This window comes from Inquilinus sp., from assembly GCF_057815775.1.
Genome location: NZ_JBYRFX010000778.1, coordinates 1 through 3,359 on the forward strand (window position 1 = coordinate 1; position 3,359 = coordinate 3,359).

The 3,359-nt window shown below is 67.7% G+C and carries 1 protein-coding gene and 1 tRNA gene; both read right to left on the reverse strand.

All coding sequences use genetic code 11. The features are described from left to right. On the reverse strand, window positions 1-2,409 hold a 2,409-nt coding region (locus AC3XYG_RS27665; RefSeq protein WP_489143095.1), incomplete at its 3' end, for a beta strand repeat-containing protein. Between the two features lie 625 nt (window positions 2,410-3,034). Then, window positions 3,035-3,109: transfer RNA gene (locus tag AC3XYG_RS27670), tRNA-Gly, on the reverse strand. Window positions 3,110-3,359 lie beyond the last annotated feature (250 nt).

Here is a 3,359-nt window from a genome sequence, read left to right on the forward strand (position 1 = left end):
GCCGCCAAAACCGTTCAGCACATTGGCCACCGCGCTGCCGGTGATGGTGTCGGCACCCTGGCTGCCATTGACGTTCTCGATGCTGATATAGGTGTCGCCCTGGGCGTCGCCGCCGGTGCCGACCTGGGTGTTCAGATTGACAGTCACGCCGATCGTGCTGGTGGTGTAGCTGACGGCGTCGATGCCGGCGCCACCGTCGAGCGTGTCGGCCCCGGCCAGCCCGACGAGCACGTCGTTGCCACCGAAGCCGTGCAGCACGTTGTCCAGGATGTTGCCGGCCAGCGAGTCCGAGGCCTGGGAACCGTCCACATTCTCGATGCCGGCATAGGTGTCGCCCTGCGCGTCGCCGGCGGTTCCAATCAGGCTGTTCAGGCTGACGACGACCGCGGTGGCGCTGTTGGAATAGCTGACCGTGTCGACGCCGGCGCCGCCGTCGAGATGGTCGGCCCCGGCGCCGCCGCGGAGCACGTCGTTACCGCCATTGCCCGACAGGGTGTTGGCGCCGGCATCGCCTTCGAGCATGTCGTTGCCCTGGCTGCCCGACAGGTTCTCGATGCCGGTCAGGGTGTCGCCCTGGGCCTCGCCGCGGGAACCGATGCCGGTGGCCAGGCTGACCGTCACGCCGGCCGTTCCGTGCTGGTAGTCGGCGGTGTCGACACCGGCGCCGCCGTCGAGATGATCCGCCCCCACACCGCCGCGGAGCACGTCGTTGCCGCCGCTGCCCGACAGGGTGTTGGCCCCGGCATCGCCTTCGAGCGTGTCGTTGCCCTGGCTGCCCGTCAGGTTCTCGATATTGATCACGATATCGCCCTGCGCATCGCCGCCGCTGGCGATACCGGAGGCGAGGCTGACCGAGACGCCGACATTGCTGGTGAAATAGCTGACCAGGTCGATCCCGTCGCCGCCGTCGAGATGGTCGGCCCCGGCACCGCCGCGGAGCACGTCGTCGCCGTTGTTGCCGAGCAGGATGTTGTCGGCGCTGTTGCCTTCGAGCGTGTCGTTGCCCACGCTGCCGTCGATATTCTCGATCGCCGTCAGGGTGTCGCCCTGGGCCTCGCCGCCGGTGCCGTGGCCGGTGGCCAGGCTCACCGTCACGCCCACCAGGCTGTTGGAATACTCGGCCATGTCGCTGCCGGCGCCGCCGTTCAGCGCATCGGCGCCGCCGGCACCGGTCAGGACATCATCGCCATTGCCCCCGTCCAGCCGGTCATTCCCGTCCTCCCCGGCAAGGTCATCAGTGCCGTTGCCGCCGGAGAGTGTGTCGTCGCCGGCCCTTCCGTTGAGCGTATCGTTGCCGCCATTGCCGAAGAGGGCGTCGCTGCCGCTGCTGCCGAGGATGGTGTCAATGCCGGACCCGGCGTTGTAGGTCAGGCTCTCGATGCCGATCGCATGCGAAGCATCGGCGGTGTCCCTGTCGTTGACGGAGAAGAGGCCCCCGACCGTCGAGGCGCCCCGGTTGACGACGAGACTGTCGGTGCCGTCGCCGCCATCGACCACCGCGGCACCCATATTGATCACGATGGCATCGTCGCCGGCGCCGCCATTGATCTGATCGTCCCCGTTCCCGCCGATGAGGGTATCGTTGCCGCCGTCGCCTTCGAGCTGATCGTTCCCGTCACCCCCGACAAGGATGTCGTTGCCGTCCTCCCCCAGCAAACGGTCGTCGCCGCCAGAACCCGTCAGGATGTTGTCGGCGGCCGACCCGACCAGTATGTCGCCGCTCTGCGACCCGATGAAGTTCTCGATGTCGGCGCCGACCGTGTCGCCTTGGGCCTCGCCCTGGAAACCGGTGGCGCCGATCGCAACATCGACCCCGGTGGTGCTGTGGGAATAGTCGACCGTGTCGTTGCCGGCGCCGCCGTTCAACACGTCCGCCCCATTGCCGCCGACGAGTGTGTCGTCGCCGTTTCCCCCATCGAGCAGATCGTCCCCGTCCCCCCCAGTCAGGATGTCGTTGCCGTCCAGTCCCTGCAGATGGTCGTCGCCACCAATGACGTCGAGGGCGTTGTTGCCGGCCGATCCGGCCAGCGTGTCGGCGAATTGGGAGCCGGTGAGGTTCTCGATGTCGGCGCCGATCTTGTCGCCTTCGGCCTCGCCGCCGACGCCGGTGCCGCCGATCGTCGCGACCACCCCGACCGTGCTGAAGATGTAGGCGGCCGTGTCGATGCCGGTACCGCCGTTCAGCACGTCCGCGCCGTCGCCGCCGACCATGATGTCGTCCCCGGCGTCGCCGGAGATGGTGTCGTTGCCGAGACCGCCGAGGAACACGTCGTCGCCGTCGCCGCCGAAGAGGGAGTCGTTACCGTCGCCCCCGGTGATCTGGTCGTCGCCGCCATTGCCGTGGATGACGTCCGCCTGGTCGGTGCCTGTGAGAATGTCGTCGCCGATGGTGCCGTTGATGGTCGTCATGATCGATCCGCTTGAGGGGAACCGCCTGAAAGGCGGGGGACGGAAACGGTGCGCCGCTACAGCACGAAATCGCCGGCCACGAGTGCGGTGCAGCCGTTGAGGTCGCCGGCGATGGTCGTGTGAGTGGCCTTGGTGAAGGCGAGGCGCAGCTCGCCCGCATGGTGGGTGCGGGTCCTCGTGCCGATGGACTTGAACTGAGCAGGCGGCGCTCAGTGATGCGTGATGCCGCGCTCAAGCGATGGCTCGGCTGTCAACGAGATCAGCGGACAGGCCGGGTTATTCCCGCGCTTCAGAAAATTTAGGATCAGCGGCTGCCCGCGATGGCGACAGCCAGGCATCTCCTGGCGTTCGCACTTCTGTGCCGAAGTGGCGCCCGAGAGCGGGCCGCAGGATGAAAGCGGCTCATTGCCACCGTGCGGTTGAGATGGCGGCTCGCAAAGCGAGGGCTGACGCATGAAATTTGCGGCGGGAAGAGCGAGTCGCGCGTGGCGGCAACGCCGGCCGAAGCCGCGCATTGTGCGCCGCAACATACTTCCTCTTGCTTCCCGCCAATGTCGACGGGACCGGGAAAGCAGAAGGCGCCCCTGAGGGCGCCTGCTAAGTCGCTGATCTATCTAAGGAAAACTGGAGCGGGCGAAGGGATTCGAACCCTCGACCCCAACCTTGGCAAGGTTGTGCTCTACCCCTGAGCTACGCCCGCTCTGGCGTCGTCCGTCGCCGCAGCGCCGTCCGAGGCCGCGGTTTATATCCCATGCCGCGGGATTTGCAAGCACTGAAATGCGGAAATTTCCGGCCCGCGGATCCGGGCCGCCGGGCGGCGCTTCCCGCCGGGTCCGGACAGCCGGTAGGCCAGGATGCGCGGCCACGCGGGCCTGGGCTTGGAAGCCGGCCGGCAGGCTCGTATAACAGCCGGGCCATGACCGCGCCCGACACCAACACCCCCGCCGCCC